Raw genomic sequence first — 14,521 nt, forward strand, 5'->3', positions numbered from 1 at the left:
TTTGCGGGAAGATTTACTTGAGCTCAAGTGCCTGCAGTGCTTCGACACGATTTGCGACGCGGTTGATACGGCAGGACAGGGCGTCAAGCAGTTGCCCCTGGCCATCCTGTTCGGGGTGCGGCGCGCAATGACGGTTGGTGTCATGCATGTACGCTGCCTGGGCATCCAGGAGCGCGTCCTTTTCCTCGCTGTCCGGCATTGCCAGCATCCTTGCGAAAGCTTCCTCGAGTCTCTTTTCCTGATACTCCAGTTCTTCCTGACCACAGACCAGCAACTCTGGGGTGACCGCATCTGCGGCCTCGATGCACCGATCGTATTCCGGGCGCAGATTGGCCATGCGGTACGAGTCGTCCGGCCGCTTCGGAACCAGGTCGTCCTCGTCCTCTTCGGCTTCCGCGACAGTAGTCCCGCCAATCGGGGATTCGGGTGCACTGGCAGTGGCCGCGGTGGCGTCTTCGGGTGAGGTCGCTGCCGCGCCAGTGCCCTGCCCGTCCGCCGGGGCATGGCATGCCAACAGCACGGCACTCAACAGCAGGGCTACCACACCCTTGCCCAAGGAAGCGCCTTTGTTCGCGCTGGTATCGATATACATTGCAGTCATTGCCTGTTTCTCCTTGCGTCCGTTCGTGCCGGCCAACAGCTTTACACTGATGGTTGAGCCTTGATGGTTGAGCCTTGCGATTCATTCGCCACACGCGGAGGAAATCCGCTGCCGGCATCGGCGTGATTGTAGGGATCCTGGAGCCAGAGCGCTGGGATCGCTTCACACCAGGAACAATGGCGACTGGTCCGGTTCCTGCCCTGCCTCGGCTTTGACCGTCCTGGTGCTGGCGGCCTTTGCGGTGCAGTGTGTTTCCGTAGGTTTTCCACGGTAGTTGCTTCCGGAGATAGCTCGATGAACCAGACCAGGCACGGGGACAACAGCTGGTTTTCGCTGGCGGCAATCCCTTGGGTGATTCTTGGCATCTTCCTCAACCCGATGTTCATTGGCGTTGCCGGGATGATGCTGGCGGCGTCACACCAACGGAACAGGTTGTTGAGCGGACTATTGGTGGGCTTCGGCGTGCTTTTCCTGCTGTTCGTGCTGGGCTACGGCATCGGCAAGGACCTGGCGTACCGGGATGCCGCCGTTGCAAAAGGCGCGGTGAGCGTCTCCCGCTGACAGCCGGCAGCTGAGGATCTGAAACCGGATTTCCCGGGAGGGCCGACGGCCCTCTTTCCTGGTGTCGCCGAAGGCCCGAACGCCATATACCCGCGAAGGACTGGCCCCGTTTATGGCAAAGTTGCGCACGGCGCGCCGAGGGAGCGCGCCCGGTTCAGGGATGCCTCGCGGCCAATGCCCTGTTTCCGCAGACTTCTTCCAGGGGGAAAACCAGTGGTAACCAACGTCATCGAACCCAGGCACTCGGGCCTGGGCATCTCCTCGTTTGTCCTGAGCGTCATCATCGGCGTGCTGATGTTCTGCCTGTTCGTCATCGCCGGGGTGATCGAGCAGACCACGCCCGGCGGCATGGACGAGGAAGCCGTCAGCACGATGCTGGTGGGGCTGTTCCTGATCGGCTTCATGGTGCTGGACGTGGTGGCGATCGGCCTCGGCATCGCCGGCCTGTTCCAGGCCAATCGCAGGAAGCTGTTTGCGATCCTGGGCGTGGTGTTCGCCTCGATCACGCTGCTGCTCACCGGCCTGCTGATGGTGATCGGCCTGATGGCGTGACGGCCTGATGGCGTGATCCACCACGCGGCGGTGGGCTGGACGTACTGATCCAACAGGGGGATGTGGTCGTGAACCTCAACCAGGTAACGCTTCCTGTGCTGGACGTGGAAGCTGCGGTTTCGTTCTACCAGGGCATCGGCCTGAACCTGATCGTGCACTCGCCGCACTACGCCCGCTTTGAATGTCCCGAAGGCGATGCCACGTTCTCGGTCCACATTGCCGACACGGCGCCTGCCACCGGCTGCGTCGTGTACTTCGAGTGTGAGGACCTGGACGAGCGCGTCGAGCAGTTGCGCGGCAAGGGCTTCGTGTTCTCCCGGCTGCCGACCGACGAACACTGGCTGTGGCGCGAGGCGCGGCTGCAGGATCCGTCGGGCAACGAGATCTGCCTGTTCCACGCCGGCAGCAACCGGAAGAACCCGCCGTGGCGCGTGGGCGGCCAGCGATGAGGCTGCGCCCGCTCCCCACGCGTGCCGCGAAGTGTGGCGTGCTGATTGCCCTGCTGTCGCTTGCCGGCATGGCGATGGCGCATCCGGGCGGACTCAACAAACAGGGCTGCCACAACAACCGCCAGACCGGGGACTACCACTGCCACCGCGCACCTGCCGCCCCGTCGGCACCGATGAGGCTGGCACCGCCATCCGGACCATCCAATCCCGCCGACCGGCCCGGCACGTCCTATCCCAACTGCGCTGCCGCGCGTGCGGCAGGCGCTGCACCGGTACGGCGTGGCGATCCGGGTTACGGTCCGCATCTGGACCGCGACGGTGACGGCATCGGCTGCGAATGACCATGATCGAAGTGCGTGACGAGCGTGCGGATGACGCCGCGACGATCTCGGACGTCACCCGCGAGGCATTTGCCAGCGCACCGCACAGCAGCGGTACCGAGCCGGCGATCGTCGAGGCACTGCGCTCAGCGGGCCAGTTGACGGTATCGCTCGTCGCCGTGATCGACGGCGGCATCGTCGGCCATGTGGCGGTATCGCCGGTATCGATCAGTGACGGCACGGCCGGCTGGCATGGCCTGGGCCCGGTCTCGGTGCTGCCTGCGCACCAGCGGCAGGGCATCGGCGCAACACTGGTCCGCGAAGCCCTGCGGCGCCTGCAGGCACTGGGCGCACGCGGCTGCGTGGTGCTGGGTGAGCCCGGCTACTACGGCCGCTTCGGTTTCGTCGTCGTGCCGGGGCTGGTGCTGCCGGGCGTGCCGCCAGCCTACTTCCAGACGCTGTACTTCGGCGGCCCCTGTCCCCGGGGCGAAGTGCGCTACGCCGCGGCCTTCGACGCCGCCGGCTGACGCCACCCACCAGTGACAGCTCCATCAACCGATGGAGCCGTCAGCCGGATGCTCACTCGTCAGTGGATGCAGCCGAATCCACCAGGCCCTGGGCCAGCCGCATAAGCTGCACGGCCTGTGCGCGTTCGCCGTTGGGATCGGTGCCGCGTGCGCCCTGCGCGGTGGCGATGACCTTGTCCCAGCTCCAGCCGGGCATGCGCTCGCCGCCCCGCAACTGGTCGGCAAAGCCGGCGATGGCGGCCGCCCAGCGCAGGGATTCGCCCGGCGACTTCCTTGCGTCACTGGCCAGCACCGGCCGGCTCAGCAGCTTGCTGGTGTCCTGCCCGGGCAGCTTGTAGCGCAGGCGCAGCTCGGCGATCTCGCCGGCCACGCTGGCTGGCACCTGCGGCTTGCTGCTGGCGTAGCGCCGCGCCGGCAGTTGTTCGGCACCGCTGCCGACCGGGGTGATCTCGTACAGCGCGGTGACCTCGTGGCCGACGCCGATGTCACCGGCATCGACCTTGTCGTTGGCGAAGTCCTGGTTGGCCAGCACGCGGTTCTCGTAGCCGATCAGGCGGTACTCGCTGACCTGGGCCGGGTTGAATTTGACCTGGATCTTCACGTCGTTGGCGATGGTGTGCAGCGTGCCGCCCATCTGCTCGACCAGCACCTTGCGCGCCTGGCTGAGGCTGTCGATGTAGGCGTGGTTGCCGTTGCCGATATTGGCCAGCTTCTCGGCCAGCGCATCGTTGTAGTTGCCACGGCCAAAGCCGAGCGTGGTCAGGGCAATGCCGCTGGCGCGCTGGTCGGCGACCAGGGTTTCCAGTGCGGCCTGGTCGACGGTGCCGACGTTGAAGTCGCCATCCGTGGCCAGGATCACGCGGTTGGCGCCGTTGCGGATGAAGGACTGTTTGGCCAGCGCATAGGCGAGCTGGATGCCGGCGCCGCCGTTGGTGCTGCCACCGGCCTCGAGCTTCTCCAGCGCAGCGAGGATGGCCGCGTGCCGGTCGCCCGGCGTGGGAGCCAGCACCTCGCCCGCACTTCCCGCGTAGGCAACGATGGCGACGCGGTCACGCGCGCGCAACTGCGGCACCAGCTGGGCGAAGGCTTTCTTCAGCAGCGGCAGCTTGTCGGGCGAATACATCGAGCCGGATGTGTCGACCAGGAACACCAGGTTCATCGGCGGCAATGCATCGCGCGGCAGCTCGTAACCCTTGATGCCGATCATGAGCAGTTGCCGGCGCGCATCCCACGGCGCCGGCGCCAGCTCGGTGTGGAACGCGAACGGCACCTTGCGGCTGGCTGGCGCCGGGTGGCCGTAGCGGAAGCTGTTGATGAACTCCTCGGTGCGCACCGCATCGCGTGGCGGACGCTTGCCCGCCTCCAGCAGCTTGCGCACGTTGCTCCAGCTGCCGGTGTCCACGTCCACCGAGAACGTGGAGACCGGCTCGTCGGCCGTGGCCTTGACCGGGTTGTCGTCCGGGCGCTGGTACTTTTCGCGATCCACTGCAGCCGGCTGCATCCACCCCGGCGGTGGCGGCGGAAGCAGAGATGGGCGCGGGCCGGGTGCAACGCGGGCCATCGCGGCTGCTTCGTACGCATGGCGTGCCTGCGGAGGTGCCGGCGGACTGGGCGGTGTGACGATTTCGGAGGGACGCGTCTCCGGCATGTCGACGCTCGGTCCGGCGACGGGCTGCGCGGCGCAGCCGGCCAGGGCGATCAATACGGCGGTAGTGAGTACGACGCGATTCGTGTACATCGGCACTTCCCCTGTGGCGGAAGTGCCGACACTACCTGCGCACGGCCGGTGGCAACAGCACCGGCCGGGTGCGGGTTCAGCGATCAGGCAGCCAGCGCGTCCAGCGAGGCCTGCTCGATGCCGGCGTACAGCGCAAAGCCATCGGCCACTGGCGCGCCGAGTGCCTGTTCGAACGCACGCTGGTTGGCCTGTGCGGCGTAGGCACGCTGCTCGGCCCCGCCGAGGTTGGACTGGAAGATGCCCGCCGCGCTGACCGGCAGGAAGTCCTCGTAGACGATCGGGCTGGCGCTGGCCAGGCCACGCTCGACCAGGACTTCGGCCGGCAGCTGGCGCTGGTCGGCCGGCAGCGCGCGACCAGCCTCGGTCAACTCGTAGCGGTAGTAGCCCAGCCCTTCGCGGCGCAGCGTGTCGTGGTCGTCCGGGAACGCGGCAAACGCGGCCTGCAGGCGCTGCATGTAGTCACCACCGGCGCTGCCCTCGGCGGCACGGGCCTGGGCCAGCAGCGTGTCGTACAGCGCACGGCCCTTGGGCGTCAGCGCAAGGCCGCGCTGCTCGATCTCGCCAAAGCGCGCGGTGTGGGTGCCGGCGGCGCTGTCGTCGCCATCGGGGAAGTGCACGTTCTCTTCCAGCGCCTTGAAGCTGGTCTGGCGCAGCAGGATCGGGCAGTGGCGGCGCGGCGGGCCTTCGATCACCGCCTTGGCGTCGATGCCGCGGCGCTGCATCTCGTCCTGCGCCGCATCGATGTCCAGCGTGCGCGGGGTGAGGTGGTTGATGTGCGGGCCGCGGAAGCTGACCACGTCGGCAACCAGGCGGTGCGCGTCATGCAGGGCGCGGTAGGTCGGCAGCGACACCGTGGCCTGGTTGTGCCAGCGGAAGGTCTCCAGCACCTCGACCACGAAACGCCACGCATCCTCCTCGCCCAGTCCGCCGTCGCGTTCGCACTGCTCGATCAATGCCAGCGCGCCCGGGGTGAAGATCTGGCGACGCGCGAGGATGGCCGCGGCCTGTTCGCGCAGCGCGGCATCCTCGATCAGCTCCAGCCGCAGCAGCGAGCAGAACACGCGGAACGGATTGCGGTTCAGCGCGTCGGCATCGAGCGGGCGGAACGCGGTGGAATGCACCGGCACGCCGGCCACCGACAGGTCGTAATAGCCGACCGGATGCATGCCCATCACCGCGAACACGCGGCGCAGCGTGGCCAGTTCCTGCGCGGTGCCGACGCGGATCGCGCCGTGGCGCTCGACGTCCAGCCGCTCGCGCTCGCCGCTGCGCGCCATCTGCGCGGCCAGATCGGGATCGGCGGCAAGGACCTGTTCGTTGATCGCCCCCACCAGCTCCACCAGCGTGCCGTACAGCGGCACTTCGGTGCGGTACATGTGCGACATGGCCTGCGAGAACAGGCTGCGGATGTGGTCGGGCGATACGTGGTCGGTCATCGTTCGAAGGAGCAACGCCGGAAGCCGTCCGGCACTGCCTCATTCTCGCCTGCCGGCCCTGCCCACGGCTATCTGCAGGGCAACAAGGTCAGCGTGCGTCGCGTTCTTCGGCCCGCATCTGGCGACGCTGTTCGCGGTCGCCAAGCTGGCTGCGCAGCAGGGCGTCCAGTTCGATCGGCCGCTCCCAGTGGTCGAAGCTGGCGACGATGGCATGGCGCAACGCGCGCCACTGCGTGTTCTGCGGCTTCTCCGGCAGGCTGGCCAGCACGTCGGCCCAGCTGCCCTGCGGCAGGCGGCTGCGTGCGCGCACCAGCTCGCGGCATCCCAGGCCGCTGACCTTGCCCCAGACGCAGGCGAAGTAGATGTCCCCCGCCGGCCACTGCTGCTCGTTGAGCAGGGCCGCGGCATAGGCACGACGCGCGCCGCCGTAGCGCATCAGCTCATCGAGGAAGGCATCGGGATACCGCTCGGCATAGCGGTTGATGTCGGCCAGCTGGCGGTCCACCCAGGCATCGCCGGTGGCCGGCGCGTAGACCGCTTCGGCCAGCGGCGCTTCAGGCGCGGCCGCGTCCTGCGCCAGCGCGCTGGGCGCGGCGCCGGACAGCAGGCAGGCGAGCAGCAGGCCAGCGATGGGCAGGTGCGATGACATGGGCCGATTCTGCCGCAGCCCTGCCCGGGTGTCAGGCACCGTGGGCGCTCCGCGCCAGCGCATCGAGCTCGCGCACAGCATGTGGCCAGCCGGCCGCGGTCGGCACCTCGCGCAGGCGCGGTTCGCCGGCGGCCACGTCATGCTCGGCCTCGTGTGCCCAAGTGACCTCGTACGGGGTGTGGATCCCCCATCCACCCAGCGCGATGACCGGCTCCACGTCCGAACGCAGCGAGTTGCCGACCATCACGAAGCGTTCGGCCGGCAGGTCGAACTCGGCCAGCACCCGCGCATAGGTGGCCGCATCCTTCTCGGAGACGACCTCGATGCGCGGAAACAGGTCCTGCAGGCCGGACAGCGCGATCTTCTGTTCCTGGTGGAACAGGTCGCCCTTGGTGATCAGCACGACCCCGAAGTCGCGGGCAATCTCCGCCACCGCCTCGCGTACGCCGGCAATCAACTCGACCGGGTGCTGCAGCGTGACGCGGCCGATCTCCAGCACCTGCTGCAGATGGCGGGCACTGATGCGTGCGTCGGTCAGTTCGATCGCCGCCTCGATCATCGACAGGGTCATGCCCTTTACGCCGTAGCCGAACACGGCGAGGTTGCGTCGCTCCACCGCCAGCAGGTGGCCGAGGGTGCCGGCGTCGCCCAGGTCCAGGTAATGGCCGAGGATCTGCTCGAACTGCTGCTCGGCGGCGCGGTAGTAGTCCTCGCTGCGCCAGAGCGTGTCATCGCCATCGAAGCCGACCAGGCCGATGGCGTGGGAAGAAAGGGTTTTCATCGGGCGAGGATAACAACCGTGGCCTGTGCCACACATGGAAGGGGCGGCTTGCGCCGCCCCTTCCATCACCGGTCAACAACCCCCGAAGGTCAGTTGCCGCTGGCCTGCTTCTGGACGAAGGCCTTGTACTCATCCGGCGTCAGCTGGCCATCGGAATCGGCATCGGCCTGGTCGAACACCTGGGCCAGGCCCGGGTTGACCTGCGCCTCGCTGCGGCTGATCGAGCCGTTGCCATCGGTATCGACGCTGGCCCAGGTCTGGCCGCCGCCGTTGGACTGCGCCTGTGTCTGTGCCTGTGCCGCGGCAGCGCCTGCATCGGTGGTGGCGTCCTGGCCGGCGCTCTGGGCAAAGGCCGGAAAGCCCAGCGCCGCGCTGGCGCTCACGATCAGGGCGAGCAGGGAATTGCGGTTACGAAGATTCTTCATGGAATACCTCTCTGACGTGGGTGGAAACGCACGGTGTCTCCGCACGGGGCCCACCTTGCCGCTGGAGGCCTGAATCGTTGTTGCCGGGGAATCAGCGGATTACAGGCATTTAACCTGCTCGCAGGCGAGAGGGTCTAGCGCAGTGATTAGCGCGGCGTCAGTGCTTGGTAAGCCGCCCATTCAATGGGCCGTGAAAGCGTGACCCGTGACCGGATCAGGCGGCCGGCTTGCCGCTTCCGTCTTCCGGCCGGTGGCTGAACAGCCAGTACGCGAGCGCTACACCGGCCAGCGCGCCGGAGACTTCCAGCACCACGCGGGTACCCAGTTCGTTGGGATCGTGGATGGTGGCCAGGAACAGCCGCGCGTACAGGGGCGACTCCAGCCGCATCATCCCCATGTAGAACAGCTTCCAGATATCGATGCCCGCGCCGATCACCACGGCGATCACGCACGACCAGCCCAGAGCGTGGCCGATCGACCAGCGCAGCCAGCCGCACAGCTTGTGCCACAGCAAGTACACCGCGAACCCGACCAGCAGGGCGATCAATCCGGCTTCCAGCGAGCCCAGCAGTCCAAAGTGCAGCGGCAGGTTCATCGTGCGTGTATCGAAACGAGGGAAGCGCACAGTCTAGCGGCTGCGCGCTACGCCTCGTCGCCCGAGGTCACGTGCAGCCGCACCTCGCCGTCGTCGTCGACCTGCACGAACACCTGCATCGGCCGGCAGCAGACCTGGCAGTCCTCGATGTACTGCTGGTCGTCGATGGAGGGATCGACCACCAGGTCGGTAGGCTCGCCGCAGTACGGGCAGTGCACGGTCAGCAGCTGGGTATCCATGTGATCGCTCCTTCTGGACACCCACCCTGCACCGGCCGTGCTTCGCCCCGCGTCAACGCACCGGGAAGCCGTAGGCGGTGGTCGGGTCCGGCTCCGGGCGGAAGGTGAAGTGCCACCACTCCTTGGGATAGTTGGCAAAGCCACGCCTGGCCATCGCATCGAGCAGCTGCTTGCGGTTTGCACGCTGGGCATCGGTCAGCCCGGGTGTGTGGGTATGCGCGATCGGATCGAAGAAGTCGAACGGCGTGCCCATGTCCAGCGGCTCGCAGCGACCGCTGCGGCAGTCCAGCAGGCCAAGGTCGACGGTGGCACCGCGGCTGTGGCCGGAGGTGGAGGCGATGTAGCCCTCGTCGATGAGCGTGTCCTTGGCGACGTTGGGATAGTGGCGCTGCCTCGCCTGCGGATCGTCCGGCTGGCCGACCCAGTCGACGAACGAATGCACGGCCGGCACCGGGCGGTAGCAGTCGTAGACCTGCAGTGAGTAGCCACCGGCGCGCAGGTCGTGCTGGACCCTGGCCAGCGCCTCGGCCACCGGCTGCAGCAGGTAGCAGGCGGCGGCCTCGTAGCCGGGAACGACGTTGCCGGTGAAGTTGTCGCGGCCGGCGTAGCGGATGTCCATGGCGATATCCGGCGCCAGCGTGCGGATCTCCACCATGCCGGCCTGCGCGGCATCGATGGCCGTGGACACCTTCACTTCATCGGCGGCGGCACTGGCGCAAGCCAGCAGTGCGGCAGCCAGCAGGCTGCAACGGAGGGTGGCACCAGGGCGGATGCGAAGCATGGCAACCTCGGTTGTCTGTCGTCTCAGGGGTGGGCACCGGACGCGGGACACGCGCCGGTGCGGACGAAATGCAGGTCCTGGTAGTCGTAGCTGAAATCGATGTCCGGGTCGATGGCGCGCATCTGCATGACCCTTTTCCCGTCCTCATGCGAGAACTGCAGCCATGCCTCGGCGTCCTCGCCCAGCCGCTCCCACTGCACCAGCCAGCGCGACTCCAGGCGCATGACCTGGCCATCGAGCCGCGGCGACTTGCGCGATACCCAGCGCACCATGCCTTCCTGCGGGCACAGCGTGACCTCACCGAACCACGGATCGCGGTACACGCCGGCCCACTGCGACAGCCCGGCCGGGGTTGCCGGCTGGCGTGCGGTGGTATCCGTGGCAACCCGGCCGGCACTCTGCGAGGCCTCGCGGTCGGCCTGCAGCCGGTCGCCGTAATCGCCGACGCTGAAGCGCACCTGCGGCTGCGTCCAGCGCTGGAGCAGCACCTGCATCAGCGCGATGCGGGCGTCCTCGGCCTCGCCGTTGATCAGGATCACCACGCCGTTCCTCCGGTCCGGCAGCAGGGCCAGCGAGGAGTACATGCCCGACAGCGTGCCGGTGTGGGCAACCTTCCACTGGCCCTCCATGTCCGAGATCCGCCAGCCATAGCCATAACCCAGGAAGTGCGTGCCCTCCCATTGGCGCATGCGCTCGCTGATTGGCATTGGCATGTGCGCGGTCCACAGCGCGCGGCGCTGCGTGGTGTCCAGCCAGCCGGGCACGAGCTCCGGATCGAGCAGCACCTGGCTCCAGCGCAGCATGTCCGTAAGCGAGCAGCGCACGCCGCCGGCGGCCATCGACGGGAAATCGGCCTCCCAGTCGCCATCGCGACCGCCGACCACGTTGCGGCCCTCGCGGCGCACGTGCGGCTGGGCGACGTTGCCGGTCCTGGCCGGCGACCAGTCACCGGCCCGGCAGCCCTCTAGGCCCAGCGGCGCGAACACTTCCTCGCGCAGCAACTGGTTGTACGGCTTGCCCCCGGCCGCGGCGGCGACCTCGCCGGCCACCACGTACAGCAGGTTGTCGTAGGCATAGCCGGCGCGGAAGCTGGTCACCGGCTTGAGGTGGGCCAGGCCGGCGATGATGTCGGCGCGGCTGAAATCATTGGGTTCTGGCCACAGCATCAGGTCACCGGCGCCGAGGCCGAGGCCGGAGTTGTGCAGCAGCAGGTCGCGCACCTGGATCTGCTGCGTGACCCATGGGTCGTGCATGCGGAACTGCGGCAGGTGCCTGATCACCGGGTCATCCCAGCGCAGCTTGCCGGCCTGCACCAGCCGCGCCAGCAGCGCACCGGTCATCGCCTTGGTGTTGGAGGCGATCTTGAACAGGCTGTCGGCATCGACCGCCGCGGGTTCGTCGACGGCCAGCCGGCCACGCGTGGCCACGTGGATCACCTCCCCGCCCTCGATTACGCCGACGGCAATGCCGGGCAGGTCATAGCGCGCGACCGTCTCGTCGACCAGACGGTCGATCTGGGCCTGCGCACTCGCATCGGCCTCGACGCAGGCCACCGCCAGCGGCGGTGCCAGCAGCAGCGCGCCGGCCAGCAGCCAGCGCGGCAGGATCTTGCGTTGTTGCATCTTTCGTCCCTCCAAACGGCAAACGGCCCGCATTGCGGGCCGTTGCCTTCCCACTCACTGGATCAGAAGCTCCAGCTCACGTCCAGCTGCGCGTAGCGCGGGGCCTGCCAGCGGCGGGCCTCGGCGAAGTGCGGCATCTGCACGCCCGGGGCGCTCTCGTAACGCGAGTGCACGTTGACCGCGGCCTGGCTGTTGAGCACGTTGTAGATGTTGAAGCGTGCCTTCAGGTCGCCCACCGGCACCGGGATGGTCCAGGTGACGTTGAGGCCCAGGTCCTTGACCCACGGCATGCGGCCGAAGGCACCACGCGGGCTGTACACCAGCTCGCGATCGATGCTCGAGCAGTTGGCCACGCACAGCCAGCCCGAACCGCCGCCGCTGTACTCGCCCGGACCACCGGCACTGCGGTTGTCGTTGGGCCAGCGCACGCCATAGGCGGTGATCGGGCCACCGGAGATCGCAGTAAAGGTGCCGCCGAAGGACAGCGCCTCGTTCAACTTGAAGCTGCCACGCAGCTTGATCTGGTGGCGGTGGTCGTTGAACAGGTAGCCGTAGCGCTCGTTGACCGCCGGGTGGTCGTAGTACTGCACCAGGTTGGTGTCGTTGTAGCCGGTATCCGAGTTCACCGGGCCTTCGATGTTGCCCTCGGACTTGGACCACAGGTAGCTGGCGTTGAACGCCCACCTGTCATCCCAGGCGCGGTCCAGCTGCAGCTCCACGCCCTTGTAGGTGCGCTTGGGCTTCTTGTAGCCCATGACGATGCCGCTGCCGGTGGTGATGTAGCCGTCCTTGGAGCTGTCGAAGCTGACCCAGTCGTTGGTGGTCGGGCACCACAGGGTGGTCTTCTCGCCCGGGTTGATGATCGGCCAGTCGCCCGAGTACCACGGGCAGCCGTCGACGTGGCGGATGGCCGCATCTTCCACCGCGCGGGTCATGCGGCGGTAGGTCACGTTCGCACCGTAGGACCAGGATTCGCTGATCGCCTGCTGGAAGCCCAGGATGTATTCGTCCTGGAACACCTGCTTGAGGTTCCTGGCCACGGCGGTGCGCATGTCATCCGGCGCCGGGGCGTTGCCATCGGTGTTCACCGGGCCGATCTGGCCGCCCGGCACCGGCACGTAGTAGGCCGCACCGCTGGAGTCGGTGCGCTGCTCCCAGCCGGCCAGCGCGTAGTAGGTGTGCTCGTCGGTGGTGCCGCCGCCGAAGTAGTCGGTCAGCTTGTTGGTCAGCGGGATGTAGTAGCGGCCGGCGTTGCCGAACAGCTTGGTGGTGCCGTCGCCGTTCATGTCCCAGCTGAAGCCCAGGCGCGGGGAGATCATGTCGCCGAAGTCGGCCCTGGCGAACAGCGCGCCGCTGGCCAGGGTGTTGGTGAACTTGTCGGCGCGCACGCCCAGGCTGAGCAGCAGGTTCGGGGTGACGTTCCAGTTGTCCTCGATGTAGAAGGCCTGGGTGTCGGTGGAGACCGGCGCGCCGGTTACGTAACGGCGGGCGTCGATCAGGCCGGTGACACCGGCCGGCACCGCCGCGCCGTTGGCCAGCACCGCGCCCGGACGGGTGTTTAGCACGCTGTAGGCCAGGCCGTCGCCCGGGTTGAAGACCGTGCTGTCCGAATCCATCACCTCGCGGTCATAGCCGAAACGGACCAGGTGGTCGCCCAGCGTCCACTCGAAGTCCACGCGGCTGGCTTCGCGCTCGTCATAGCGGGTGCTGACGCGGGCGTTGTTGGGGTGGCAACCGATGCGGTCCGGCTTGGGACCGTTGGTATAGGCGGTGTGCGCGTAGGTGCTGCACTCGGCATCCATGTTGCTGCCGGAGGTGGCGCTGCGCTCATTGACGCCGTACATGAGCTTGGCGGTGAAGTTCTCGGTCAGGTGGCCGGTGTAGGTCGCCGACCAGTTGTCGCCACCCGAACCGGATGCGGCACTGCCGATGTCCGGCTCGCCCCACTGCCTGGTATCCCAGACGTAGTCGTTGTACTTGGTGGTGTACGAGGTCGCCTTGTCGGAGAACGCGAGCAGCTCGACCAGGTGGTCGTCGCTGATGCGCCAGTCCAGCTTGGCGCCCCAGAAGTCGTTGCCGCTGTCGGTCTTCCAGGCCTCGCTTTCGTCGATGTCGCGCGAGTCTGCATCGCGCTTCTCGTACATCGCGAAGAAGAACAGCTTGTCCTGCACGATCGGGCCGGACGCCCAGGCGTTGTACTTGTAGAACGGACTGGCGTCGCGGCTGGTCCGGTTGAGGTCGGTGATGCTGCCGTCCCGGTAGAAGTGGTCGTCGCGGCTGGATTCCCAGGCCGCCGGCTCGGCGGTGACCTGCACGCCGCCGTGGAACTCGTTGGTGCCCGAACGGGTGACGGCATTGATCACGCCGCCGGTGCTGCGGCCGAATTCGGCCGAGTAGCCGCCGGTCTTGACCTGCACTTCCTTGTAGAAGGCGAACGGCACCGAGGAGAAGCCCTGGCGACGGTACGGGTCGGTGACGTTGAGGCCGTTGATGTAGGCCACGTTCTCGGCCACCGAGGAGCCGCCGAAGGTCAGGCCGCCGAAGGTGGCGCCACTGGCCACCACGCCCGGGGCGAGCAGCGCGACCGAACTCAGGCTCTGGTCCACCGGCAGCCGCGCCAGTTCCTCGCGGTTGATGTTGAACGAGCTTTCGGTGGAGTAGACGTCCACGCGGTTGACCACGCGCGAGCCGACCACGTGCACCGTGTCGAGGTTGCGCAGGCCACCTTCGGCATTGAGGTTGATGGTAGCGGTGCCGCCCAGCGGCACGGACACGGTCAGGTCCTGGCCGGCGCCCTGGCCCCCACGCGAAACCGACAGGGTGTAGTCGCCAACCGGCAGCTGGGACAGGCGGTAGGTGCCATCGGCGCCCACGGTGACCGTGCGGGTCAGGCCGGTGGCGGCATTGGTGATGGTGATCTGGTCACCTGCGCTTGCCCGGCCGGCCACCGCACCGGTCGCACTCTGTGCCATCGCAAGAGGCGCCATGGACCCCAGGCACGCACCCAGGGCAACGCATAGCGCCGCCCGCTTCATGATCTTCGCGTTCATCCCCTGCTCTCTCCTGCAGACGTTGATAAGAAATTGGAACCACTGCCCGGAGGACCTGGCCTCCGGTGGCAGCACCGGACGCCGGAAACTCCTGTTTGCTGGATCACCGCGGAGCTGCTCCCCAGCTGCTCCGCCCGCCGCACATCCCCTGAAGCCGTTACTGCTGCCCCGCTGCGCTGATCAAACAGGCGCGCG

General features: G+C 67.5%; 16 protein-coding genes. 5 read left to right on the forward strand and 11 right to left on the reverse strand.

Annotated features, from left to right (window positions below):
• Positions 1-13: 13 nt before the first annotated feature.
• Positions 14-601, reverse strand: a complete 588-nt coding sequence (locus LG380_RS10825) for a lysozyme inhibitor LprI family protein (RefSeq protein WP_225765091.1) — start codon at positions 599-601, stop codon at positions 14-16.
• A 294-nt stretch (positions 602-895) separates the two neighbouring features.
• On the opposite strand from LG380_RS10825, the gene LG380_RS10830 reads away from it, so the two are divergent.
• The 5 genes from LG380_RS10830 to LG380_RS10850 all read left to right on the forward strand — a co-directional run bounded on the left by LG380_RS10830 (position 896) and on the right by LG380_RS10850 (position 3,010).
• Positions 896-1,162 (forward strand): hypothetical protein, encoded by a 267-nt coding sequence (locus LG380_RS10830; RefSeq protein ID WP_225765092.1) that lies wholly within the window; start codon positions 896-898, stop codon positions 1,160-1,162.
• 213 nt (positions 1,163-1,375) lie between these two features.
• Positions 1,376-1,714: a hypothetical protein gene (locus LG380_RS10835; protein ID WP_225765093.1), complete on the forward strand. Its 339-nt coding sequence runs from the start codon at positions 1,376-1,378 to the stop codon at positions 1,712-1,714.
• 68 nt (positions 1,715-1,782) lie between these two features.
• Complete coding sequence (locus tag LG380_RS10840; RefSeq protein WP_225765095.1) at positions 1,783-2,163, forward strand: VOC family protein; 381 nt, start codon at positions 1,783-1,785, stop codon at positions 2,161-2,163.
• 38 nt (positions 2,164-2,201) lie between these two features.
• The gene (locus LG380_RS10845) at positions 2,202-2,504 is read left to right on the forward strand and encodes an excalibur calcium-binding domain-containing protein (RefSeq protein WP_225765097.1); all 303 of its coding nucleotides are present in this window, start codon (positions 2,202-2,204) and stop codon (positions 2,502-2,504) included.
• Positions 2,501-3,010 carry an N-acetyltransferase gene (locus LG380_RS10850; protein ID WP_225765099.1) on the forward strand — a complete coding sequence of 170 codons (510 nt, stop codon included), beginning with the start codon at positions 2,501-2,503 and terminating at the stop codon, positions 3,008-3,010. Before LG380_RS10845 ends, LG380_RS10850 begins: the two co-directional genes overlap by 4 nt.
• 52 nt (positions 3,011-3,062) lie before the next feature.
• On the opposite strand, the gene LG380_RS10855 is transcribed toward LG380_RS10850, so the two are convergent.
• The 10 genes from LG380_RS10855 to LG380_RS10900 all read right to left on the reverse strand — a co-directional run bounded on the left by LG380_RS10855 (position 3,063) and on the right by LG380_RS10900 (position 14,248).
• Positions 3,063-4,496: a VWA domain-containing protein gene (locus tag LG380_RS10855; RefSeq protein WP_225765102.1), complete on the reverse strand. Its 1,434-nt coding sequence runs from the start codon at positions 4,494-4,496 to the stop codon at positions 3,063-3,065.
• 335 nt (positions 4,497-4,831) lie between these two features.
• Positions 4,832-6,184: a VOC family protein gene (locus LG380_RS10860; RefSeq protein WP_225765103.1), complete on the reverse strand. Its 1,353-nt coding sequence runs from the start codon at positions 6,182-6,184 to the stop codon at positions 4,832-4,834.
• Between the two features lie 88 nt (positions 6,185-6,272).
• Positions 6,273-6,833, reverse strand: a complete 561-nt coding sequence (locus LG380_RS10865) for a hypothetical protein (protein ID WP_225765104.1) — start codon at positions 6,831-6,833, stop codon at positions 6,273-6,275.
• 31 nt (positions 6,834-6,864) lie between these two features.
• Positions 6,865-7,614 carry an HAD family hydrolase gene (locus LG380_RS10870; protein ID WP_225765105.1) on the reverse strand — a complete coding sequence of 250 codons (750 nt, stop codon included), beginning with the start codon at positions 7,612-7,614 and terminating at the stop codon, positions 6,865-6,867.
• A gap of 89 nt (positions 7,615-7,703) precedes the next feature.
• Positions 7,704-8,039: an EF-hand domain-containing protein gene (locus tag LG380_RS10875; protein WP_225765106.1), complete on the reverse strand. Its 336-nt coding sequence runs from the start codon at positions 8,037-8,039 to the stop codon at positions 7,704-7,706.
• A gap of 214 nt (positions 8,040-8,253) precedes the next feature.
• Positions 8,254-8,634 carry a hypothetical protein gene (locus tag LG380_RS10880; protein WP_225765107.1) on the reverse strand — a complete coding sequence of 127 codons (381 nt, stop codon included), beginning with the start codon at positions 8,632-8,634 and terminating at the stop codon, positions 8,254-8,256.
• Positions 8,635-8,681: 47 nt separating this feature from the next.
• Complete coding sequence (locus LG380_RS10885; RefSeq protein WP_225765108.1) at positions 8,682-8,873, reverse strand: CPXCG motif-containing cysteine-rich protein; 192 nt, start codon at positions 8,871-8,873, stop codon at positions 8,682-8,684.
• Between the two features lie 52 nt (positions 8,874-8,925).
• Positions 8,926-9,654: a M15 family metallopeptidase gene (locus tag LG380_RS10890; protein WP_225765109.1), complete on the reverse strand. Its 729-nt coding sequence runs from the start codon at positions 9,652-9,654 to the stop codon at positions 8,926-8,928.
• Between the two features lie 23 nt (positions 9,655-9,677).
• Positions 9,678-11,276, reverse strand: coding sequence for a serine hydrolase (locus tag LG380_RS10895; protein ID WP_225765110.1), 1,599 nt, complete (start codon positions 11,274-11,276; stop codon positions 9,678-9,680).
• A 62-nt stretch (positions 11,277-11,338) separates the two neighbouring features.
• The gene (locus tag LG380_RS10900; protein WP_225765111.1) at positions 11,339-14,248 is read right to left on the reverse strand and encodes a TonB-dependent receptor; all 2,910 of its coding nucleotides are present in this window, start codon (positions 14,246-14,248) and stop codon (positions 11,339-11,341) included.
• Between the last annotated feature and the right edge of the window lie 273 nt (positions 14,249-14,521).

It is taken from the genome of Stenotrophomonas sp. Marseille-Q4652, assembly GCF_916618915.1.
Lineage (GTDB): Bacteria > Pseudomonadota > Gammaproteobacteria > Xanthomonadales > Xanthomonadaceae > Stenotrophomonas.